This is a genomic window from Prochlorococcus sp. ALOHA_ZT_50 (assembly GCF_022447305.1).
Classification (GTDB): Bacteria; Cyanobacteriota; Cyanobacteriia; order PCC-6307; family Cyanobiaceae; genus Prochlorococcus_A.
Map to the genome: position 1 here is coordinate 1 of NZ_JAKVCI010000024.1, position 22686 is coordinate 22686.

Annotated in this window: 28 protein-coding genes; 9 read left to right on the forward strand and 19 right to left on the reverse strand. The window is 31.4% G+C overall.

Going from position 1 to position 22686, the window contains the following annotated elements:
* Nucleotides 1-105 precede the first annotated feature (105 nt).
* Complete coding sequence (locus MK115_RS07060) at nt 106-342, reverse strand: DUF8641 family protein (RefSeq protein ID WP_011818573.1); 237 nt, start codon at nt 340-342, stop codon at nt 106-108.
* Nucleotides 343-470: 128 nt separating this feature from the next.
* Here MK115_RS07060 and MK115_RS07065 point away from each other — a divergent pair, with 128 nt between their 5' ends.
* From MK115_RS07065 to MK115_RS07085, 5 genes are all read left to right on the forward strand, one after another.
* Nucleotides 471-1913: a circularly permuted type 2 ATP-grasp protein gene (locus MK115_RS07065; RefSeq protein WP_011818575.1), complete on the forward strand. Its 1443-nt coding sequence runs from the start codon at nt 471-473 to the stop codon at nt 1911-1913.
* A 1-nt stretch (nt 1914) separates the two neighbouring features.
* Nucleotides 1915-2856 (forward strand): alpha-E domain-containing protein, encoded by a 942-nt coding sequence (locus MK115_RS07070; protein ID WP_025890918.1) that lies wholly within the window; start codon nt 1915-1917, stop codon nt 2854-2856.
* Nucleotides 2857-2867: 11 nt separating this feature from the next.
* Nucleotides 2868-3725 carry a transglutaminase family protein gene (locus MK115_RS07075; protein WP_025890919.1) on the forward strand — a complete coding sequence of 286 codons (858 nt, stop codon included), beginning with the start codon at nt 2868-2870 and terminating at the stop codon, nt 3723-3725.
* A gap of 174 nt (nt 3726-3899) precedes the next feature.
* Nucleotides 3900-4373: a hypothetical protein gene (locus MK115_RS07080; RefSeq protein ID WP_025890920.1), complete on the forward strand. Its 474-nt coding sequence runs from the start codon at nt 3900-3902 to the stop codon at nt 4371-4373.
* Between the two features lie 83 nt (nt 4374-4456).
* Nucleotides 4457-4975: a pentapeptide repeat-containing protein gene (locus tag MK115_RS07085; RefSeq protein ID WP_025888542.1), complete on the forward strand. Its 519-nt coding sequence runs from the start codon at nt 4457-4459 to the stop codon at nt 4973-4975.
* An 8-nt stretch (nt 4976-4983) separates the two neighbouring features.
* Here MK115_RS07085 and MK115_RS07090 read toward each other — a convergent pair whose 3' ends face one another.
* From MK115_RS07090 to MK115_RS07100, 3 genes are read right to left on the reverse strand one after another with little or no spacing between them, the layout of a single operon-like run.
* On the reverse strand, nt 4984-5337 hold the full coding sequence (locus MK115_RS07090) for a hypothetical protein (RefSeq protein ID WP_287610564.1): 354 nt from the start codon (nt 5335-5337) through the stop codon (nt 4984-4986).
* Nucleotides 5337-5528 (reverse strand): hypothetical protein, encoded by a 192-nt coding sequence (locus MK115_RS07095; protein WP_011863102.1) that lies wholly within the window; start codon nt 5526-5528, stop codon nt 5337-5339. The genes MK115_RS07090 and MK115_RS07095 overlap by 1 nt, the downstream gene beginning before the upstream one ends.
* A gap of 16 nt (nt 5529-5544) precedes the next feature.
* A complete protein-coding gene (locus MK115_RS07100; RefSeq protein ID WP_287610565.1) occupies nt 5545-6414 on the reverse strand; it encodes a carbohydrate kinase family protein in 870 nt (289 codons plus the stop codon).
* 41 nt (nt 6415-6455) lie between these two features.
* Here MK115_RS07100 and MK115_RS07105 point away from each other — a divergent pair, with 41 nt between their 5' ends.
* Nucleotides 6456-6827, forward strand: coding sequence for a DUF2834 domain-containing protein (locus MK115_RS07105; protein WP_011863104.1), 372 nt, complete (start codon nt 6456-6458; stop codon nt 6825-6827).
* Here MK115_RS07105 and MK115_RS07110 read toward each other — a convergent pair.
* On the reverse strand, nt 6824-8053 hold the full coding sequence (locus MK115_RS07110) for an MFS transporter (protein WP_287610566.1): 1230 nt from the start codon (nt 8051-8053) through the stop codon (nt 6824-6826). The genes MK115_RS07105 and MK115_RS07110 overlap by 4 nt on opposite strands.
* 2 nt (nt 8054-8055) lie before the next feature.
* On the opposite strand from MK115_RS07110, the gene MK115_RS07115 reads away from it, so the two are divergent.
* The gene (locus tag MK115_RS07115) at nt 8056-9606 is read left to right on the forward strand and encodes an alpha/beta fold hydrolase (RefSeq protein ID WP_287610567.1); all 1551 of its coding nucleotides are present in this window, start codon (nt 8056-8058) and stop codon (nt 9604-9606) included.
* Here MK115_RS07115 and MK115_RS07120 read toward each other — a convergent pair.
* The 10 genes from MK115_RS07120 to MK115_RS07165 form a co-directional block, all read right to left on the reverse strand.
* Nucleotides 9603-10625 (reverse strand): ABC transporter permease, encoded by a 1023-nt coding sequence (locus tag MK115_RS07120; protein WP_079342391.1) that lies wholly within the window; start codon nt 10623-10625, stop codon nt 9603-9605. The two genes, MK115_RS07115 and MK115_RS07120, sit on opposite strands and share 4 nt — an antisense overlap.
* Complete coding sequence (locus tag MK115_RS07125; protein WP_287610568.1) at nt 10618-12189, reverse strand: ABC transporter substrate-binding protein; 1572 nt, start codon at nt 12187-12189, stop codon at nt 10618-10620. Before MK115_RS07125 ends, MK115_RS07120 begins: the two co-directional genes overlap by 8 nt.
* Nucleotides 12186-12479, reverse strand: coding sequence for a DUF8657 domain-containing function (locus MK115_RS07130; RefSeq protein WP_287610570.1), 294 nt, complete (start codon nt 12477-12479; stop codon nt 12186-12188). Before MK115_RS07130 ends, MK115_RS07125 begins: the two co-directional genes overlap by 4 nt.
* A 49-nt stretch (nt 12480-12528) precedes the next feature.
* On the reverse strand, nt 12529-13830 hold the full coding sequence (locus MK115_RS07135; RefSeq protein WP_287610571.1) for a homoserine dehydrogenase: 1302 nt from the start codon (nt 13828-13830) through the stop codon (nt 12529-12531).
* A 44-nt stretch (nt 13831-13874) separates the two neighbouring features.
* Nucleotides 13875-14294 (reverse strand): SufE family protein, encoded by a 420-nt coding sequence (locus MK115_RS07140; protein WP_287610572.1) that lies wholly within the window; start codon nt 14292-14294, stop codon nt 13875-13877.
* Nucleotides 14295-14333: 39 nt separating this feature from the next.
* Nucleotides 14334-14891 (reverse strand): 5-formyltetrahydrofolate cyclo-ligase, encoded by a 558-nt coding sequence (locus tag MK115_RS07145; protein ID WP_287610573.1) that lies wholly within the window; start codon nt 14889-14891, stop codon nt 14334-14336.
* Nucleotides 14892-14900: 9 nt separating this feature from the next.
* Entirely contained in the window at nt 14901-15374 is a 474-nt protein-coding gene (ruvC, locus tag MK115_RS07150) for a crossover junction endodeoxyribonuclease RuvC (protein ID WP_287610574.1), read from the reverse strand.
* Nucleotides 15375-15379: 5 nt separating this feature from the next.
* Entirely contained in the window at nt 15380-16468 is a 1089-nt protein-coding gene (gene bchI, locus MK115_RS07155) for a magnesium chelatase ATPase subunit I (protein WP_011818593.1), read from the reverse strand.
* A 117-nt stretch (nt 16469-16585) separates the two neighbouring features.
* Complete coding sequence (locus MK115_RS07160) at nt 16586-17338, reverse strand: RNA methyltransferase (RefSeq protein ID WP_287610575.1); 753 nt, start codon at nt 17336-17338, stop codon at nt 16586-16588.
* Complete coding sequence (locus tag MK115_RS07165) at nt 17335-17721, reverse strand: c-type cytochrome (protein ID WP_287610576.1); 387 nt, start codon at nt 17719-17721, stop codon at nt 17335-17337. Before MK115_RS07165 ends, MK115_RS07160 begins: the two co-directional genes overlap by 4 nt.
* Before the next feature lie 55 nt (nt 17722-17776).
* On the opposite strand from MK115_RS07165, the gene petG reads away from it, so the two are divergent.
* Nucleotides 17777-17896, forward strand: coding sequence for a cytochrome b6-f complex subunit V (gene petG, locus MK115_RS07170; RefSeq protein ID WP_011376619.1), 120 nt, complete (start codon nt 17777-17779; stop codon nt 17894-17896).
* Here petG and rsmD read toward each other — a convergent pair.
* From rsmD to MK115_RS07190, 4 genes are all read right to left on the reverse strand, one after another.
* A complete protein-coding gene (gene rsmD / locus MK115_RS07175; RefSeq protein WP_287610577.1) occupies nt 17873-18472 on the reverse strand; it encodes a 16S rRNA (guanine(966)-N(2))-methyltransferase RsmD in 600 nt (199 codons plus the stop codon). The two genes, petG and rsmD, sit on opposite strands and share 24 nt — an antisense overlap.
* A gap of 13 nt (nt 18473-18485) precedes the next feature.
* Nucleotides 18486-19103: an imidazole glycerol phosphate synthase subunit HisH gene (gene hisH / locus MK115_RS07180; protein ID WP_287610579.1), complete on the reverse strand. Its 618-nt coding sequence runs from the start codon at nt 19101-19103 to the stop codon at nt 18486-18488.
* An 11-nt stretch (nt 19104-19114) separates the two neighbouring features.
* Nucleotides 19115-19438, reverse strand: a complete 324-nt coding sequence (trxA, locus tag MK115_RS07185; RefSeq protein ID WP_011376622.1) for a thioredoxin — start codon at nt 19436-19438, stop codon at nt 19115-19117.
* A 230-nt stretch (nt 19439-19668) separates the two neighbouring features.
* Nucleotides 19669-20832, reverse strand: coding sequence for a GuaB3 family IMP dehydrogenase-related protein (locus MK115_RS07190; protein ID WP_287610581.1), 1164 nt, complete (start codon nt 20830-20832; stop codon nt 19669-19671).
* Between the two features lie 180 nt (nt 20833-21012).
* Between MK115_RS07190 and MK115_RS07195 the strand changes: the two genes are divergently transcribed.
* Nucleotides 21013-22686: DNA topoisomerase (ATP-hydrolyzing) (locus tag MK115_RS07195; protein ID WP_287610582.1), on the forward strand; the 1674-nt coding region annotated here is incomplete at its 3' end.

The following is a 22686-nucleotide window of genomic DNA, read 5'->3' on the forward strand; positions in this document are numbered from 1 at the left end:
AACTATTAATAAGCAATAAAAGAAAAATTGTTTTATAAATTTGATTAAAATAAGAATTCATTTTTTATTATGATTTTCCCAGAATTAGTAAATAAATAATATCAGTTAATTCCAAGGAGTGTTTATAAGTCCCCAGATATCGAAGAAGAAAAATAAAACTGCAATAACAACAAGATCCCATGCTCTTTCCCTAAAAGCCCAAGGCGCAATAAAAACTTCTCCAAGTCCATGAAGTGCTGCCCCTACTGGTAGATGATCAAGAACCAGCAAACTGTGAGAGAGGATAAAAAGAAAGCTTGCAAAATATCTAAAAAAAACAAATTGCCAATTACTAGAACTCATGCTTTTTAGATTTTTAAGAAATATACTTCAATGATCAAAATAATGATATAGATCGAGTCAAGAGATATTATTTTTGGTAGCCATAAATACGAATAAAGATATAAAGCTAAAGTAAAAGTTACTAAACGATGAAATATATGTTTTCAAGTTATCAGCCTAAAAATAGTTTTGATGAATACTTTAAGGATAATGTTAACTCTGCTAGAGAAATATTGATTCCACTTCTTTCATCTTTAGATAATATGGGACTTGAAGAATTAAACAGGAATCACTCTGCCGCAAAAAAATTATTACTAAGACATGGTGCAACTTTTAGATTAAACGATACTGGTTTAAAAGGTACTGAGAGAATATTACCTTTTGATCCACTTCCTAGAATAATTAGTAAAGATGATTGGGTAACGTTAGAAAAAGGACTAAAACAAAGGCTTGAGGCAATTGATTTATTCCTAGATGATATTTATAATTCTCAAAAAATAATTAATGATGGAATAATTCCAAGAGAATTAATAGAGAGTTCAGAAGGTTGGAGACCTCAGATGATAGGTTTCAAACCTCCACTAAATAAATGGTGTCAAATTTCAGGACTTGATTTAATAAGGGATAGAAAAGGAGATTGGCATGTTTTAGAAGATAATTTAAGGTGCCCTTCTGGGGTTGCTTATTTTTTAGAAAATAGATTAGTTATGAAAAATATTTTTCCTAATCTTTTCTCAGGAAGAATAGTAAAACCAATTGATGAATATCCATCATATCTTTTAAAAACGCTTCAAGAACTTGCTGTTTGGACTGACACTCCCAAGATAGTTCTACTAACTCCAGGAATTTTTAATAGTGCTTATTTTGAACATAGTTATTTAGCTCAAGAAATGGGCATCCAACTAGTTCAGGGTCATGACTTAGTTTGTAATGATGATTATGTATATTTAAAAACTACCTCTGGATTAAAAAGAGTAGATGTCATTTACAGACGAATTGATGATGATTTCTTAGATCCTCTTAATTTCAGAAAAGATTCCTGCCTTGGTGTTAGCGGATTACTTGATGTTTTTAAGGCAGGTCATGTTGCTTTAGCAAATGCACCTGGGACTGGAATAGCAGATGACAAAATGATTTATTCTTTTGTTCCAAAAATGATTAAATATTATCTTGATGAAGAAATTATTATTAAAAATGTAGAAACGTATATTTGTCATTATCAAAAGGATCGAGAATATGTTCTAGAAAATTTATCAAAACTTGTTGTTAAGTCTGTCGCAGAAGCTGGTGGTTATGGAATGTTAATTGGCCCTCACTCAACAACGAGTGAGATAGAAGAATTCGCTAATAAAATTAAAAATAATCCTAGAAATTTCATAGCACAACCAACATTAGAATTATCTACTGTGCCATCGTTATGTGATGGAGAACTATATCCATGTCATGTTGATTTAAGACCATATATCTTAAGAGGAAAAGATTCATGGGTTAGCCCAGGCGGGCTTACGAGAGTAGCATTAAAAAAAGGATCATTAGTCGTTAATTCTTCTCAAGGTGGAGGATGCAAAGATACATGGGTTGTAGGTAAATAATATGCTTTTAAGTCGTGTAGCAGAATCTCTTTATTGGATCAATCGTTATTTAGAACGTGCAGAAAACATATCTCGTTTCGTGGAAGTAAGTGAAGCAATGTCATTAGATTGTCCACCAGGAAGTGCAGAACCTTGGCTCCCGTTAATTGATGCTTCAAGTGATAGAGAATCTTTTGATAAAAGATTCCCAGAGAAAAAACCTGATGACGTTATTAATTTTTTAATAAGAGATCGTTTAAACCCAAATAGCATAATTTCTTGCATTCAAATGGCAAGAGAAAATGCAAGACAAATCAGAGATGTCATGACCACAGAAATGTGGGAACAGATTAATATTTTATATTGGAATATGCAAGAAGGAGAGGCAATATGGAATAAACCAAGACAAGAACAATTAAGTGAAATAAGGAGGGAATGTCAGCTTTTTTATGGAATTACAGATGCGACTCTAAGCAAAGATCTTGCCTGGAGATTTAGCATTCTTGGAAGATTAATCGAAAGAGCTGACAAAACATCAAGAATTTTAGATGTTAAATATTATTTACTCCTACCCAGCTTAGATGAACTTGGAGGAGTTCTTGATGAGCTGCAATGGATTGCACTTTTACGTTCAGCTGGAGCTTATCAAATGTTTAGGAAAGCAGTGCAAAATTCTATAAAGCCTAATTCAGTTGCGAGATTTCTTTTACTTGATCCAATTTTTCCAAGATCAGTAAGATACTGTCTTGATGGGATAAGTAATACACTTAAAACGATAGATACCTCACCATCTACTGAAAATCCTTCAGAATTAGAATGCATGAGAGGTTTGCTTAAAGCAAAGTGGAGTTATATCAGAATTGAAGATATAATCAATGATGGTTTACATGAGGCAATCGATTCATTGCAAATGGATTTAAATAAATTAAATGATCTCATTCAAGAAAAATATTTTATTAATTAATAAGTTTATTAATGAGAATTAAATACATTCACAAACTTGAATATAAATACGAAGACCCTGTTCAATTAGGCGAGCATAGATTATGTATAAAGCCAAGGTCAAATGGATTCCAAAAGCTAAAGAATTTTGAATTAAAAATAACCCCAGAACCAGAAATTATTTATCCATTACTTGCTGCCAGCGGAGAAGAGATTAATAGAATCAGATTCAATGGATTAACAGATAATTTAATTATTGAATCAATCAGCGAAGTTGAAACTATTAAACATCCAAACATTATTGATGGAGTTAAAAATAGAGATTTAACATTACCTTTTTGTAGAAGCATTATTAACAGAGATTTACAGGGAGCATTAGAGGGATGGATGCCAAATGGACAACACGATCCCTCTGCCGTAGAACTTGCCCAAGAAGCCTTAGCAGGAAGCATTAATAACGCATTATCATTTACCTACCAGCTAATAGAGATTATTCAAGATCGGGTTAAATATACCAAAAGACATACAGGTCCAGCATGGCCGGCTAGCAGAACACTTAGAGAACGTATAGGTTCATGCAGAGATTTAGCAATGCTGATGGTTGAAGCTTGCAGGTCTATAGGTATCCCAAGTAGGTTTGTAAGTGGTTATCATTTTGAAGATCCGTTACCCTCTGAGTTGGATTTACACGCTTGGGCTGAATTATATATTCCAGGTGCTGGTTGGAGAGGTTTTGATCCAAGCGGAAAAGGATTAATAGATGATAGATATTTAACATTGGTATCCTCTTCAAAATCTAATTTAACCTCTGTAATTACAGGAAACTTTATAGGAAAAAATAATTTAGAAAATACTTTATCCTGGGAAATCAAACCTCTTGAAATTAAATAAACACTAAATTTTTAACCTTTTAAAATAACAAAAAAATATAAATAATAATATGTTTCTTTTTTAGTGTTAATTGATACGTTCTTGGATATATATATCTGTTTTCATTTGTTTAATCTTTAAAGAAAATTGAACTCAAGTTTAGAAATTCCAGTTATCAAATCAAATAAATCAAAAATGTTTGAATTGATAAGTTATGAAAAATTTCGCGATACAAAAGATGTCAGATTTTTTGATATTAGTGTTAATGAATCAAATTATAGAGATCTAGTTATTCACAGTGGTCCTGCGGTTAGTCCTCCAAATGATGAAGATTTTAATAATTGGCAATTTTACATACATCACAATCAAGAAGATAATCTATTAGCTATCTCTGGGGGTAGAACATTTTTTCTTGTCAATTTTGGTTGGGATTATCCTTTTTATAAAGTTAGATTAGAATCTTGCGGATATATTTTAAGGATACCTAGAGGAACTTTTCATAGATCGGTATCTGACGAAAACGGTTCCATCGTTTTAAATCAAGCCATTAGAGATGAAGGCGGTACAGTTGAATCTGAATTCAAAGTTACCAATAGCAAAGATAACAAAAAACTTCTAGATTGTATAACTAATTTAGAGCCTAGATTTAAAATTTATAGTGTTAAATAATCTTAAAAAGGAGTTCCAAATTTATATATCAATTTTAAAAATTATCTAATTGTTATAAAATAATAATATTCGAATTCTCTAGTATGAAATTTTTCAGATTTTTAAAATATCTTTTATGCATAACTTTTTCTTTCTTAGTTTTATCCTCTCCAGTTTTTGCTGGGGCAAATGTAGCTGTTAAGGGCGAGGGAGATGAAGTTCCAAGTTATGTAAGATCTAATATTACAGGATTTGATTTCCATGGAGAGGATCTTCATTTGTCTTCTATAGCTGGAGCAGTTGCTAGAGACGCAGATTTTAGTGATGTTGATTTACATGGGACAACCTTAACCCTATCTGATTTAAAAGGTTCTAATTTAAATGGAATCGACCTGACCGATACTCTTTCTGATCGAGTTAATTTCCAAAAAACAGATCTTAGAAATGCTGTTTTAATAAATATGATCGCATCAGGTAGCAGTTTTGCAGGAGCTCAAATAGAAGGAGCAGATTTTTCTTATGCCATTCTTGACAGCGAAGACCAAAGAAATCTTTGTGAAATTGCTGATGGGATCAATCCAACAACAGGAGTTTCAACAAGAGAAAGTCTTGAGTGTAGTTAGAAATAGAATTATAAGTAAACTTTCTTACCATTATTAAATTTATAAATCCTTTGTTCATCATCTTGAAATATCATTTCACCATTTAATTTGGATTTCTTAAATTTTGAAAGTCTTGCTCTGTGTATATTGGATTTTCTATTTATATTTTCTTCGTTATCATAAACCCCAATATAAATATTTATATTAGGATTTGAAAAGGTTTTTTCTTCCTCTCTTAAAAAAATTCTTTCAATATTTGTTTGCGTGCTTTGAAGTTTATTTTTAAATTTGTTTAATTTTAAGTTCTTTGGTTTTTTATATTTAATTTTTTTGTATACAAAAAAAATAACTCCTAAAATTAGAAAAACTAAAAATATATTCATTACTTAATTTTTATTTTTATATCTACGCCTAAGTTACTTTTAGTAGTTAATATTTCTTTTTTTATGATTCCATAGGTAAAAATTTTAGATAAAGTTTTTAAAGAATTAAAAACTAAAAAAACAGTAAATAAAAAGAAAACAATAATGTTTTCTACAAGTAGATTTTTATTTTTATTATCTAGATTGCTCATATAAGTCTTAATTCAATTATTTTTCATCACTATTTGCATATGGGCCGAAAAATTCACTGGCGTCTCTTCCCATTACTTTAGCAAGATTTAAACTTTTATCTATATCCCATTTAGATGCCATTCCATAAAGAATACCCGCAGCAAAAGAATCACCACATCCATAAGAATCAACCTTTAATTTTTTGTTTTTAAGAGCCTTATATCTTCCTCCTGGGAATATTATGCCTCCCTTCTCTCCCTCGGTTTTAATAGTATATTTGGGTTTTAACGATAATTCAGAAAAAGAAAAAACTTCTCCGGGATCAAGATTACTGCCTATTAATCCATCTAAAAGAACATTTGAATTATTAATTGTATTTAATCCTACCCTTGGTGTTGTACACAGTATTGAAGCTGATCTAGCCATTTTAAAAATCTCTGAATCAGATGCAGTAATAAAAATTCCGTCCATTTTTTTTAAAATGTTCCATTCTAAATTGTCTTTATGAGTTGGAGCTAACCTTTCTCCAATAACTGTTATTGCTCTTTCACCTTGAGAGTCAATTAAACTAAATCCTCTTCTAGTTGGTTTATCACGCCAAGCTACATGCAACTTAATTCCCATATTTGAGAGAATCTTGAAACACTTATCTCCATAATCATCATTACCTAATGACGTAAAAAAATGAATTTGGTTTAAAGTTAAATCAGAAAGTATTTTCGCGATAATAGATCCACCACCAGCTGGATACTCAAGGGACTTTTCAGAATGAGAAATGACTCCGGGTTTTGGTAATTGATCAACCTTTAAAAAATTTATCCACTCAACATGACCAACAACGGCAAAATTTAAATTTCCTTTTTTAAATTTATAGTCTTCAACTTTATTATTCTTTTCAACAACCATAAGCTTTTAAATACTATTATTAAAAGAAATATTTTTGACAAGTGAATTCATTTAACATTTTAAAAGATAATAAACAGATACTATCTTATCTTTACCTTTTTCTATCAATTTTGGGTGCTGTCCTGCCAATGATGGCAAATTTCGAATTTGCTAGGGAATATGGAAACAGCTTTGATATAAATAACTTCATTTCTTTAGCGAATGCAAACCCTGCAGCTCAGTCAATTTCTAGAGACTTATTAGTAGGTGCAAGCGCTATTTTTATATGGATAGTAAATGAATCAAAAAAACTAAACATGAAGAATATGTGGGTTGTATACATTGGAACTTTTCTTATAGCCTTCGCATTCTCTGCACCTTTTTTCTTATTTCTAAGAGAGAGAAGAATTATTGAATTAGAAAAGATTAATTAAAATAATCTCTTAAATAGAATTGTAAAGGCAATAAAGCAACAACAAGAAATTGAAAGCCAGATTATTGAAGCATAACCAAATAGATCTAATATGCGTCCTGAAATAAATGGTCCAAAAAAATAACCCATAGCGAAACATTGTGATAGTAGAGCAAGTGCAAAACCTTTTTTATTTGAAGGAGCTATTCTGAAAACGACATCTGTTGATGTTGGAAGAAATGAAGCAGTCCCTAAACTTACTAAAATCAATGCCAAAGAAATTAAATAAAACGCTGGGATATTTAAATAACTAGAAATAAATAATAAAAATGAAGCGAAAGAGAAATTTATTAAACTAAATTTCAAGCCAAATAATCTTTCTTTCTTAGATATCCAAGAACCGACAGGCCATTGTAAAAACAACAATAAAATTAACTGAATAGAAATTATAAGACTAATAATTTCTTTGCTTAATGCATTGCGATATACTCCACCTTTAACAAGATCCAGAGGCAAAGTTACTTGTATCAAGGCTAAAGAGGTAGTTATCAATAAAATAGATAAAATTATTATTGTTGAATTTTTATTCCATTTCAATTGTCCCTGATTAATTGGATCTACTAATTTTTTTTGGAAATTTTCTAAGTTTCTTTTAATAGAAGAACTATTTCTAGATATTAAATATGTGATAACTAACATGCAAAATATATCATTTATAAATATTGATTTAGAATACAAAAAATTCGTCATATACCCCCCTAAGAATACCCCTAGAAATATTCCTAAAGCTTCCGAACTTCTAACAAGGGCATAAGCTTTACGTGTTTCAATAGGATGACAAAAATAGGGCACCCCAAACTCGGCAGCAGGCCAATATATTCCTGCAGCAGCCCCAACAAATGATTGTCCAATTATGTACAAAAAAGTATCTCTTGAAAAAATGAGGCATAAGCTAGCGGCAATACTTAGTATTGAAGAAGTAATTATCGGAAATTGTATTTTTCCCGTTTTATTAAGATAATTACCTGTAAAGAGTCTTGTTACGGTTCCAATTATTGCTGAAATGGTAAATCCCAGGCCAATATCTGTCGCCGATAATCCTAGGTTATTAAAAATAAGTGATGTTAAATAAATAACACCTCCTGCTCCAAATGCAGCGAAAAATCTTATCTTGGTTATTAACCTCAAATGATAAGGAAATTGAATCCACCAATTTTTGCTAATTTGTAAACTATTTGGACTAATCACTAGTGAAATACATTTTTATAATTTTTTTTAGTTTTTGTGGTTTATTTTTTAATAATGGTTTAAAGGCTGCTGAAAAGATAAATATTAAGTTTGAAGAGATGGAAATCCCTCTTACTATAGAACAATTATCAAAATTAGAAAAATACAAAGATGATTCAACAGAATTAATAGATTGGTTAAAAAAAAATGGATTTATAAGAGTTTTTGAATTATCAAAATTTTTAGAATTTCCAGTTTTCAAAGAAGAGGGATTAAATAGAGAAATATTAAGAAGTTGGATAGGGCGTAAAATTCTTACAGAATTAAGCAAAAGCATTAAAGTTCCAAATGACAATAATGGAACAGAAATTTATAACACTATAGAAAATTTATTAGATCAAAAAAAAGAAGTTTCAACTTTAGAAATCATAAAGGCATTACCATCAGAAGAAATTTCACTAGATATTGATAATTTAATTTTAATAATTTCATCTTGGAAAAATGAATTATCAATGCAACAAGAACTTTTATCCAAATTAAATAAACTTGAAAGAACTAAACAAAATGCCTTTAAAAATACTGAAAAAAAATCAACTAAAGATCTAATAAAAATTGATAAAAAAATTTATGCTCCTCACCGAGTGAAACCTTTTGAAATTGAAATATGGAAAAGCAATAAAACAAATGAAGATAAAGAACTGATAATTTTTATGCCAGGACTTGGAGGCGAAATTAATAATTTCAAATGGATAGGTAACGAATTGGCTAGAAGAGGTTGGCCAATATTATTCATAGATCATAGAGGAAGTAATTTGGAGTCATTTATAGAAGTACTCGAAGGTAAGGAAACAATACCAGGAAGTGCAGACTTTTTCTTATATAGAATTAAAGATTTAGATGCTGTATTAAAAGCTCATGAAAATGGAGAATTTGGTTTACCTAATGATTCTTATATTTTAATGGGGCATTCACTTGGTGCTTTAATAGCACTTTTATATGAAGGCAATAAACCTACTGATCAACTAGAGGACAAATGTGATTCGGCATTAAAAGACTTTGCGGTAACAAATTTATCTAAATTACTTCAATGTCAGTTGAGCGAAATACCATTCCCTAAGAAAAATAACACTAATAAGGCCAGTGCGATTATAGGTTTTAATTCATTTGGCAGTTTAGTATGGCCAAAAGAAAATAGTACAGGCATTAAAACACCAACTCTTCTAATAGGTGGTACTTATGACCTTATTACACCATTAATGAATGAACAATTTAGAGTTTTTTCTGCTTTAAATAATCCATCAAATAGATTTCTAATTATTGAAGGAGCAAGTCATTTCTCTCCAATAAGAATTAATAAAAGCTATGAAGAAAATAATGACCTCTTCAAAATAAGTGAATCTTTTATTGGTTCAGAGCCAATATTAGTACAAGATTTATCTACTAAATTTATAGTTGAATTTTTAAAAAATATTAAAGACCAAAAGATCCCTAATGTAGTTAAAAACCAAAGAGATTTGGGACTTGACTTCCATCTTTTAGATCTTGAAACGATAAAAGAAATTTCCGAAAATTAGTACTCTATTCGTGGATCTAAATATGCGATTAAAATATCCACGAAGAGATTTAGAGAGACTATAAGCATAGAGGTAAAAATTACAATTCCTTGAACCAAGGTATAGTCTCTTTGAGAAATAGCTTCATGTAATCTTAAAGCTATACCTGGCCATGAAAAAGTTACCTCGAACAATAAAGCACCTCCTGCTAATGAGGCCATAGTCAAGCCAGAAATAGTGACAATTGGCAATAGAGCATTAGGCAATGCATGGTTTAAAAATATTTTTTTCCTTGATATTCCTCTACATATAGCAGCATTTACATAATCACTTTTTAATGTCTTATCCAAATTTACTCTTAATGAGCGGCTGAATATACCACTTAATAAAAAGCCAAGGGTAATCGAAGGAAGTGCGAGATGATAAAGACTATCTTTCAAAGCAATAATATTATTTGAAAGAATACTATCTAAAACTAGAAAACCTGTAATTTGAGGTTGTTGCTGAAATATTGGAAATCTACCTCCAATTGGGGAAATATTAAAAAATACAGAAAATAATAATTGCGCTAACATTGCACCCCAAAAAGGAGGGATCGCATATGTAGCAATTCCTAATATTCTCGCAATATAATCAGTCTTTTTCCCTCTATTTCTTAAGCCAATTAATCCCAATGGGAATCCTATTAGTATGGCACTTAATATTGAAAAGAATCCAAGCTCAAGACTTGCAGGCAATGACTTTATAATAATATTAAGGACTGGCTCTTGGGTACTAAGAGATTGGCCAAAATCTAAGTGCAATATATTTTTAATATATGAAAAATATTGATTTATTAAAGGTTCATTTAGCCCCAATTTATTTCTTAGAAATTCCCTAGAAACCTCATCTGCACCAGATCCAAGTATGGCATCGACAGGATCGCCGGGAGCAACTCTTAATAAAATAAAAACTAATGAAGAAATTATCCATAACATTATCGGTATTAATGAAATTTTTAATAAGGAATAATTTAGTAGTTTATTTAAATTTCTACTCATTAATTAACTCAAGATCACTCAATGAAATTATTCCTGCACCATTAAAAATAGGTTTTGATATTTTATTTTGTGACCATGCTTTTTGAGAGGATATCCAAATAGGAATATAAGGTATTGAACTTGCTGCTATTTTTTCAATTTCAACAAGTTTTTCTAATCTTTTAATTCCACTTATTTTTTCACTCTCAAGAAATAAACTTTCCACTTTATTAGATCCCCAAAAACTACCGCTGTAAACTGATTCTCCTTTTTTACATATGCCATCAACTATTTCATTACAACTTAAAAGAGGGGTGAGATAGGCCTCTGGATCTGAATAAGCCCCAGTCCAATCGAGAAGAACTGCCGTATAAATTCCTAAACTTAGATTCTTATAAACTGTTGTAGATTCAACCCCATTGAGTTCAATATCAATACAATCTTTCAAAGAATTTTTAATTTCTTCCTGCCATGTCAGAGCAATAAGCTTGTCAGCTGGTACATTCGATCTATAAGTAAGGGGTATTTTTAGAATATTTCCATTGCAATAATTTTCTTTTTGCAATAACCTTCTCGCTTCTAAATAATCATATTTAGGCCACAGTTCTTGATTATCTTTTTTTAATATCGGAGGAATAATTGATCTAGATGGCTTCCTTAATCCATAACTTACTTTCTCACTAATCAATTTTCTATTAAGACTTTTTGCCAAAGCCAGTCTTAAATTAAGATTACTTAAGGGATAAGAACTAGTTTTAAGGCTTATAAAACTTAATTCAGTGAAAGGGCTATTACCTTCATTAAACTGTTTATTTTTGCTTAAATTATTTAAACTTTTTCTCTGACTATCATCAATTGAATTTGATAAAAGCACGTCAATTTGTTTACTTTTTAAAGCCCCAAAAAGAGATGATGAATTTGAATATCCCACAAAATTAACGCCGTTATTTAAGGGCTTTTCACCCCAATAATTCAAATATGGATCAATTGATTGAACTTCATTAGAAAAACTGGTCAGCACATACTTGCCAGTACCAACAAATTTTTCATTTAGAAACTTATCAGAATATTGTTTGTAAAATGTAGGAGATATTGGAGTTAAATTTACTGATGTGAGTAAACCATTTAAAGAACTTGATGGTTTATTCAAATTTATTATGACTGAATATTCACTTGGCGTTTCTATTGATTTAATCTTATTTCCTAAAATATAGTTCATCGTTCCAATTCTTTTGAATCTATCAAAGGTAAACTTCATAGCATTTGAGTTAAATGCAGTTCCATCGTGAAAAAAAACATTCTTTCTTAAATTGATAGTTATTTGAAGTCTATCCTTTGAAATAACTGGCATCCCCGAGGCCAATTCAGGTATTAATTCTCCGTTAGAATTTAATTCATATAATGTGTCTCCAAGAGAACTGATTAATTGAATTGCTTTAAGAGTATTTGCTCTAGCTGGATCTAAAGATTCAATTTTTCCAGAACTTGCTACTATGATTTTTTTAGATATTCTTTTTGAGCCGCAAGAATTCTGTAAAAAAGAAATTAAAATAATAAATATTGATAAAACAACTTTTTTTTTCATATTTCATAATTACTTAATTTTTCTGAAGAATTATTTGAGCAAAAAATTTGTAAGGTTATTTGACTTATTTCTAAAGCAAATGTTTTTTTAGAATTACAGGCAAAAGGCCACTCTCTCACCCAACAAATTTCTTTACCTATATTTAAACCAATTACTTGAAAAGTCTTATTGCTATTTTTAATTTTTACACAAGCACCTTTATAAAGGTTTTCAGAAAAAATTAAATTATTATTTTCATTATTATTATCTAATAGTTTTGAATGAATCATTAAGGTGCTAAAACCAAACACTTACTTTCTTCGGTTTACCAAGCTATAAAGAAATTTGCAAACTATTTTTTTAAATACAACTTAATTGACTTGCAATAATTTTGACTTCATTTAGCGAATTTATTTCATCTTTCGATCTCTCAAAATCTCCATTATTCACCTCATGAGTAATAACGACAATTTCAGCTTTGTCCTCACTTGCATCAAGTTGAACAATTGATTCGATTGATACATTATTCTTTCCAAAAATATCTCCAATCTTTCCTATGACACCTGGACTATCAAGACAAATAATTCTAAGGTAATTTTTTTTATTTATTTGTGAAGATCCTATGATATGACAGTTTCTCCAGAAATCAAAAGATAATAATGGATCGATTGAATTATTATTTTTTACTGAGGCGGCATGCAGATTTAATATATCTGATACTACTGATGCAGCAGTTGGGCCACTCCCTGCACCTGGACCATACAACATTATCTCTCCAAGAGGATCAGCCTCTATCAATAAGGCATTATTAACTCCCTTAACTGTTGCCAATGGATGAGATTTTGGAATCAAAGAAGGTCCTACCCAAATATTCAAAGCGAGTGAATCATTACTATTAATTTGTCCCCTTTCGGAGAGCGCTAAAAGTTTTATTTCAAACCCTAATTTATTGGCATATTCGATATCCTTTAGATTAATTTTACTAATGCCCTCAGAATGAATCTCCTCTCTTTTAATTTTCCCTCCAAATGCAAGTTCACTAAGAATTGAAATCTTATCAGCAGCATCATGGCCCTCAACATCTGCAGTTGGATCAAATTCTGCATAACCAAGGCTTTGGGCCAATTTTAAGGTCTCCTTGTAATCAGCTTTTTCATTTGTCATCTTTGAAAGAATAAAATTTGTTGTGCCATTTATTATCCCAACCATTTTTTTTATGCTGTTACTTTTTAATGATCTTTTTAAGGGTTCAATTATAGGAATCCCCCCGCAAACTGCCGCCTCTGACAATATATAAACTCCTTCTTTAGATGCAGTTTTATATATTTCTTCTCCATATCTTGCAATGACTGCTTTATTTGCTGTAACAACAGATTTACCTAATTTTAATGATTGCAGAATAATATCTTTCGCTAAATCAACCCCACCCATTACTTCAACAATTACATCTATAGAGGGGTCATTAATTAATTTAAATGGATCATCAGTTAATAAATTATTATCTAGCTCAATATCCCTTTTTTTATTAAGATCTTTAACTGCTATTTTTGCAATTTCTATTTCTTTTAGAATTGGATGTGAATCAACTTCAGAACTTAATATTTTATAAATCCCTGAACCTACAGTTCCAAAACCTACAATCCCAATTTTGCATTTTCTCATTTTTTATTTCTTTTAACTTTGAGTTTAATTTTATATTATTAGGCCTACAAAAATTCATTTGCTTGAGACTGCATTTTCAATAAAATGTTTAAAAAACCATTTGATCGTGAAGGGGTTAAGCTTGCTTTCAAACCAGTATCTTCTATAAATTTCTTATCTATTTCAACAACTTCATTTGGTGTTAACTCATTTAATCCACTTATTAGAAAGGCCAACAAACCCTTTGTTATGAGAGCATCAGAATATCCTTCCCAAAATAATTTACCGGCTTTAATAGTTGCCTTAACAAAAACTTCTGAAACGCATCCCTTAACTTTATTTTCTTCAACAAGGATTTCACTATCTGGTTCTTTCAATTTTTTGCCTAACCACAAAATGTATTCATATTTTCTTTTTGGATCTTCTGATTTCTTCAACTTTTCTACTAATTTTGATAAATTATTGTATTTTTCCTGATTTTCCATTTTTTAAAACTATAAATTAATCACTTTATGAATCTTCTATTATACAAATATTTCTTTTTCTGTGATAAAGCCCGATAAAGGAATATCCCACTCAGCTCTGGTTAATGGAATCGTACTTACACAATTAGAAGTTAATACTCCAATGCATGGAACATTTCTCCAATCATTATCTCTCCTTAATTTATCAAAATAACCTCCTCCATAACCTAATCTTGTTAAATTTTTATCAACGGAAAGACATGGTACAAATATCATGCTTATCTGCAAATGACTTAATGGGGAAGAGTTATTTGGACTTAGTATCCCCTCAGAATCTTTGGTAAGAGGTTTTTCATCCCATGGATAAAATAACAACTCTTTTTTATCTTTACATCTAGGCAAAGCTAAAGTAAATTTTTTCTTAAGACTTCTTATATCAACTTCATTTTTTAGAGGCCAATATATGGCTATATAACCAATATTTTTATATCCCTTAACAAATGAATCAATATATAATCTTACATTTTTTTCTACATTTTCTCTTTGATTAAGAGAAATCCCATCTCTTAGTTTTCTAAACGTATCCCTCTCCAATTTCTTATTTTCAAAGATCGTCATATTAAATTTTCAGTTAAAGCCATCCTCATTTAGTTTTGTGAGTGCTATAGCCAATGCATCTGCTGAATCATCAGGTTTTGGAGGTTTGTCAAGATCTAAGTTATACATAACAGCATCAAGAATATCTTTCTTAGATGCCTTTCCAGACCCAGCAATTGTTAATTTTATCTGAGCAGGTGAATACTCACTAACATGAATTTTTTTAGAGGCCAATACCATCATAATCACGCCTCTAGCCTGCACCACACTAATGGTAGTGCTTGATCTGTAAAAGAAAAATTTTTCTACCGCCGCTGATGTTGGATTCCAATGATTTATTAATTCATTAAGATCTTGGAATATCTCATAAAGTCTATCTTCTTCTTTTTTATCTTTACCTGTCTCAATAACGCCGCAATCTAATAATATCTTTCTTTCATTTTCTATCTCAATTATTCCATAACCAACTCTAGCTAATCCAGGGTCAATCCCAATTATTCTCACTGTTATTAAGCTTCAGCAGACAATTGAAATTTTGAAAGATTTTCTTTTTCATCTAAATCAAATACTTTACAAAAAGCTTGAATAACTCTTTCACCTGAATCAACTTGTTCTAAGGGATCTTTTCTAAGTCTATGTCTTAAAGAACAAGAAATAACCCTTGCTATGTCATCTTCTTGCACTTCAGTTCTGCCCTCAAAGGCTGCAATTGCCCTTGCAGACCTATTTGTAACAATATCTCCACGTAAACCATCAACATCTAGTTCTCCGCAGATTGCAGAAATATTCAATCTTAGGTCATCGTCCATTTGAACAGAATTTAATATTTCTTGTGCTTTAATAACCTTTTGTTGAAGTTCATCCTGTTGTTTCTCAACACTCAATGAAAACTCATCAGGATTATCGTCAAAAGAAGTTCTTTGATCTACTACTTGAACTCTTAATTCAGCATCTCTAACTGTCTTAACTTCAACACTCATTCCAAACCTGTCCAATAGTTGAGGCCTTAATTCACCTTCTTCTGGATTGCCTGAACCAATAAGGACAAACCTCGCAGGATGTCGAACTGAGACTCCCTCCCTTTCAACTGTATTCCATCCGGAAGCAGCCGAATCTAAAAGTACATCAACTAAATGATCATCAAGCAAATTCACTTCATCAACGTATAGTAAACCCCTATTAGCTTTAGCCAACAATCCAGGTTCGAATGCCTTAACACCTTCACTCAAAGCCTTCTCTATATCAATGGTTCCACAAAGCCTGTCTTCAGTAGCCCCTAAAGGCAAGTCAACCATAGGTACTTGTTTTTGAATACTCTCTAGATTTTCTCCTTGAGTAATTTTTTCCAAAACTTCTTTACTTTGTAAATCAGGATCGACTAGTGAACTATTATATGGATCGTCTTTAACAACATCGATTGCAGGCAACAAATCAGCTAAGGCTCTGATTGTAGTAGACTTTCCAGTCCCTCTATCACCCATTATCATCACTCCTCCAATTCTTGGATCAATAACATTTAACAAGAGAGCCAATTTCATTTCTTCTTGACCAATTACTGCTGTAAAAGGAAAAACTCTTCTTTTCTTTGTTGTAGGCACAGTTTTAGTTTTCTTAAATATTCAAATAATCAATAGATGCTACTTCAGAAAATGTTTTTAGTAAATATCCCTATCAAATTAAAACAAGAAGTGAATAATAACTAATCAAATTTATACTTACTTATTTTTTTTTGAATTGTTCAAAAACCAGTTTATTTGATGGACAATTCCTCTTAAAACATTTATTTCGTGCATTGATGTATTTGCCCTCAAAATAAAATTCTTAAATTTACTGATTTTTGCCTTGGAGGTATGTTTTAAGAGATATCCAACTCGCAAAAGCATTTCCTCTATCTCCACAAATGTATCATGTACTTCTTTCGATGATGCTAAGTTAAAAACTTTTAATTCATTATTTAAATTCTTTTTAGAAGACTTATTTAATTCATACAAAACTATTGAAACAGCGTGAGAAAGATTTAATGAAGGATTATTCTGAGAAGTTGGAATATTAAAAGTTTTATTTGCTAGAAGCAATTCACTGTTAGTTAAACCTCTATCTTCTCTTCCAAATATAATTGCTAAATTATTTATCTTCTTAAAGGATAAAGTCCAATCAAATATATCTTCAGAAGATACAAAAAATGAATCTTTATTTACATCAATCCTTCCACAAGATGCTAAAACCAAATCACAATCAAAAATTGCTTTTTGAAGATCATCAAAAACCTTACAATGTTTAAGAAATTTTTGACCTTTAAGAGCCATTTTTTTTGCTTCTAAAGAAAATATGTCGCATTTAGGAGAAACAATTCTTAATTCATCAACTTCAAAATTACTGCATAATCTAGCAACGCTTCCTACATTTAAAGGGCCATTTGGTTCAACTAAAATTACCTTTAAATTAGAAAAATTTTTTCCCAAAATCATTCAAGGCTATGAAGATATTTTAATAAATTGGACATATTTACAGGATCAATTTCAAAACTTGGCATAGGAGGAGTTAGGCCTCCAGTAACTTGTTTTATTATCTCTTTATCATTCAAACGTTTAGTTATTGAGTGTAAGTCTGGGCCCACTAATCCTCTTGCTGTAATTCCATGACATCCAACACAATTTATCTTAAAAAGAGCATCTCCTTCCTCAGCAGAGCCATTAAGCTCAAGAGTTTCAATAATATATTTGTTATTTTCATGATGATTTACGAAAAATATTGAAAAACAAATCAATAAAACTCCAAATACAACAAAAACAATTTTTAAGAATTCTCTTTTAAAGTCTCTTTCTGCTGCAGTTGATGAAGATGTTGACACAAAAAATAGTCTCTATGTAACAATTGTGAATAAGAAATTCAAAAAAGGCAAAAAAATGATCGAGCCTCTTCTATGTGGAATTGTTTTAGGTTTAGTTCCAATAACTCTTCTTGGATTATTCGTAAGTGCATGGAATCAATACAGAAGAGGTTCAGGGATGCTGGACATTGATTAAAAATGTTAATCTTGACTGCCCATAATTTCTTACATCTATAGTTTCCCACAAAGTACTTTTTTTAATAAAAAGGTTTGGAGAATGTTCACAAATAACTGTTGAATCTTTTTTTAAAAGATTACAATTAAATAATTGATTTAAAACTAATTCATGGAAATCCACATCGTATGGAGGATCTAGATAAACAAAATCAAATTTTAATTTGTTTAAATCCATATTTCTAGATGATAAGTTTCTCTCATAATTTGGTTTTGTCCATTTCAAAACGTCTTTACAAATAACTTCGATATCATTTCTCCTATTCTCTATATTCTCCAACGAGAGTAAATTTTCTAAGCAAATTTTTGAGTTGATTTTGTTTTTTTCAATTGCAATTATTTTGCTTGCCCCGTGATTATAGGCTTCACAAGATATGGCCCCTGTTCCACTAAATAAATCTAACCAGTTACTATTTTCAACTCTTTTGTTCAATATATTAAATATGGCCTCTCTCACTCTCAAAGTTGTAGGTCTGGTATAAGAATTATTTGGACTTTGGAGTTTTTTACCACCTATTAATCTTAAGTTAGTCTTCATCCCTAAGAATCTGTTATTGAATATTACTCAGCCATCTTCTCAAAAGTTTTTCACCGGTTTTTCCAGATTTTTCCGGATGAAATTGACAGGCCAATAAATTATCATTCTCAATCATTGCAGTTAATTTTTCAGAGCCATAATCAACCTGAGCTGCAATAATATTTAAGTCATCTGGGATTGCATGATAGGAATGTACAAAATAGACCCAATTATTTAATTCTTCAATCCCAAATAAAGTATTTTTTTTTGTAGGTAAAAGTTGGCACCAACCCATGTGTGGGATTCTTTGGTTAACAATATTGGGTATTTTTTGTATTTTTCCTTTTAAAATTCCCAGCCCTTGAACTTTTCCTTCATCACTAGATTCAAAAAGGAGTTGGAGACCTAAACATATCCCAAAAAAGGACTTCCCACTTTTAATCCAATTTTTCAAATCAGTTATCAAATCAGTATTTATGAGATTATTCATCGCTGGATCAAATGCTCCAACCCCAGGAAGTATTATCGCCTTACAAAGCTTGGAATCATTAAAGTTTTTAATTAATATAATTTCTTCTCCAAGACTTTCTAGAGATTTTGTTACAGAATGAATATTACCCATTCCATAGTCTATTAGTCCAATTTTATGCAAAGCTTTTAAATTTATAAATGCTTAGTTAAAGTGCTCGAAAGAGTTGCTTTTGGCACAGCACCAACAACGGTATCAACCTTTTGACCTCCTTTAAAGATCATTAATGTAGGAATACTTCTAATTCCGTATTGACTGGCTACATTTGGATTCTCATCTGTGTTTAATTTAAAAACTTTAATTTTCCCTTCAAAGTCTTTTGAGATTTCTTCTACAACTGGAGCGACCATCCTACATGGACCGCACCATGGTGCCCAAAAATCAACCAATACTGGTAGATCACTTTGCAGTACATCCTTGTCAAATGAAGAATCAGTTACGGCTGGAGCTGATGACATAATTTAAGTATTCCTTTTTGAAAATTTAGCAGGCAATTCTTTTAAGTGATGATTTCATTACAGATAAAATAATATAAGTAACAAAATATCTAAAAAAGCCCGATTAATCGGGCGATTTAGTGTGTGAGGAGTATGGGGTTTCCCCCATCATTTCATAATAACTCCTAATTAGAAAATTTTTCAATTTAATACTTAATTCACTAAGGATTTATAATTTTGCTCTAAATGAACTACTTACCCATCCCAAGCTGCTGAGCTTTTTGATAAACCTTACCTTCTGTAAGAAGCGATGGTGCGATAACTATTTCAACTTCTTGCATTTCTTTAATATTTTTTGCCCCAAGAGTACTCATTGAGGTTCTAATGGCTCCTAATAAGTTATGTGTCCCATCATCAAGTAAGGCAGGGCCTTTAATTATTCTTTCTAAGGATCCTGTAGAACCAACTTCAATTCTTGTGCCCCTTGGCAATACTGGACTTGGAGTAGCCATACCCCAGTGAAATCCTTTACCTGGAGCGTTTGAGGATTTAGCTATTGGGGATCCAATCATTACAGCATCTGCTCCACATGCTAAACATTTACAGATATCTCCGCCCGTTACAATTCCTCCATCACCAATAATAGGAATATAACGACCACTTTCTTTAAAGTAATCATTTCTTGCCGCACTACAATCAGCAATTGCAGTTGCTTGAGGGATTCCAATTCCCAATACTCCTCTTGATGTACATGCCGCTCCAGGTCCTATTCCAACCATCAATCCTGCAACTCCAGCATCCATGAGAAGTTTTGCAACTTCGTAAGTAACACAATTACCCGCTACAACTGGGACATTCATAGATTGACAGAGATCTTTAATATTTAAGGTTTCCTTACCTTCCATACCAAGATGTTCAGTTGAAACAACTGTTCCTTGAAGAAAAAATAAATCTATTTTGGAATTATTAAGTGTTTCTTTAAACTTAATAGCAGCTTGAGGAGTCCCACTAAAAGCAGCGATACCTCCTCCTTCTTTGACCTCATTTATTCTTTGTAAAATCAATCCCTCCTTGACGGGTTCACTGTATATCTTCTGCATTAACGGAACAAAATCATTCTTCCCGACTGATGCTATTTGGTTCAATATTTCATCAGGATTTTCATATCTTGTTTGTATGCCCTCCATATTAATAACCCCTAGGGAACCTAATTTTGTGAGTTCTACAGCCGTATTGACATCGACAACACTGTCCATGGCACTAGCTACGATCGGAACTTCTCTTTTGATATCACCTATTGACCAAGAAGGATCAGTCAAATCGTAATCAAGTGTTCTATTACCAGGGACTAAAGCTATTTCATCAATGCCATAAGCCCTTCTGACTTTTTTATTTAAACCAAGTTCAATATTCACGGAATTTTTCTCTTTATTTTGAATAAATTAACAACTAAAGGGGTAATAAGCCAAGGTTTATTCAAAAACAACAGGTTTTATTTTGATTTGTGTGTAAATGTGAGTATTTGGGAATTAAATAAATCTTTTTTTTTATTCATTATGACAATCAGCGATTATTATTAAAGAAAGGATTTTTGTATGTCTGATATTTTAGATTCCGATAACTCAGGATTAAGCGAAGATAACGACCGAATTATTCAGACTGACCTAAGAAATGAGATGTCTCGTTCATACCTTGAGTATGCAATGAGCGTTATAGTTGGTCGTGCTCTTCCAGATGCAAGAGATGGATTAAAACCTGTTCATAGAAGAATTCTTTATGCAATGTATGAACTTGGTTTGACTAGCGGTAGACCATACAGAAAATGTGCAAGAGTTGTTGGAGAAGTACTTGGTAAATACCACCCTCATGGCGATACTGCTGTTTATGATGCTTTGGTTAGGATGGCTCAGGATTTCTCTATGAGGATGCCACTCATAGATGGCCATGGAAACTTTGGTTCTGTTGATAACGACCCTCCAGCAGCAATGAGATATACAGAATCTCGTTTACAGTCTCTTACAGATGAAAGTTTATTAGAGGATATTGAATCTGAAACTGTAGATTTCGCCGATAATTTTGACGGTTCTCAGCAAGAACCAACAGTTTTACCTGCTAGGATTCCTCAACTACTACTAAATGGATCATCTGGAATAGCAGTAGGAATGGCAACTAATATTCCACCTCATAACTTAGGGGAATTAATTAATGGTCTTAAATCAATAATCAAAAACCCTTCAATTGAAGATAGAGAACTTTTTGAAATAATTAAGGGTCCTGATTTTCCCACAGGTGGTCAAATCTTAGGCAGAGATGGTATCAGAGAAACTTTCAAGACAGGAAGGGGTTCAATAACTATGAGAGGTGTAGCAAATATTGAGCAAATTAAATCCAGTGGTAGAGCAGAAAAAGATGCAGTAATAATTACAGAGCTTCCATTTCAAACTAATAAAGCGGCATTGATAGAAAGAATTGCTGACTTGGTTAATGAAAAAAAATTAGAAGGTATTTCTGATATTAGAGATGAAAGTGATCGAGACGGAATGAGGATTGTTATTGAACTAAAAAGGGATGCCTACCCACAAGTAGTTTTAAATAATTTATTTAAGTTAACACCTCTACAAAATAACTTTAGTGCAAATATCCTTGCTTTAGTAAAAGGAGAGCCCACAACACTTTCACTCAGGAAAATGTTAGATGTATTTCTAGACTTCAGAGTGGAGACAATAAGGCGAAGAACAGGATTTTTATTAAAAAAGGCTGAAGAGAGGGATCACATTGTAAAAGGTCTTTTATTAGCATTGGGTGCTATGGATGAGATTATTAATCTAATAAGATCAGCAAAAGATACAGTTTCAGCCAGAGAAAAATTACAAACTGATCATGAGTTATCTGCCACACAGGCAGAAGCTATTTTACAAATGCAATTAAGAAGATTAACAGCACTAGAAGCAGATAAAATCAAAGGGGAACATGATGAGTTAACCAGAAAAATCAACTTATATCAGCAAATATTGAATAGTAAAGAAAGAATTTTTGAAATTATTCTTGAAGAACTTAATAAAATCGATGAAAGATTTTCCTCTCCAAGAAAAACAGAAATACTTGATTTAGGCGGTGGTCTAGATGATATTGATCTTATCGCTAATGACAGATCTGTAGTTTTATTGACTGAAGCAGGTTATTTAAAAAGAATGCCTGTTAATGAATTTGAATCTACAAGTCGTGGCTCTAGAGGTAAAGCTGGAACTAAGACACAAGAAGATGATGAA